General features: G+C 62.8%; 1 protein-coding gene. It reads left to right on the plus strand.

The genetic code is table 11. The features are described from left to right. Positions 1-33 precede the first annotated feature (33 nt). Positions 34-320 (plus strand): hypothetical protein (locus SB660_RS19570; protein WP_410583911.1); only part of this gene is annotated, 287 nt, incomplete at its 3' end.

Here is a 320-nt window from a genome sequence, read left to right on the forward strand (position 1 = left end):
CTGTCGTAGCGTGCTGCTCAAGGCGCCCCTGGCATGGCGCGACTTGCTGCACGTGATCCCACTCCTGCTTTGCTTCGCATTGACGGCCGATGTGTCGTTGGCCGAACCGCGGCAAATGGCAGCATGGATCTCGGGAGCGGAACCGCAGTCCATGCGCTTGCAGGCAGCCGAGTATCTGCCCGCTGCGGTGGCATCGGCCTATGCAGTTTGGACGGGATGGACCCTCCTGCAGTATCGACGACAAGCCAAGGACAACCTGTCCAGCTTCGACCCGGCCGCGTTCAACTGGCTACTCGCGTTGCAGGCGCTGAATCTCGTCG

The organism is Bacillus sp. SIMBA_005 (assembly GCF_046535585.1).
In the GTDB taxonomy this organism is placed as follows: Bacteria; Bacillota; Bacilli; order Bacillales; family Bacillaceae; genus Bacillus; species Bacillus pumilus.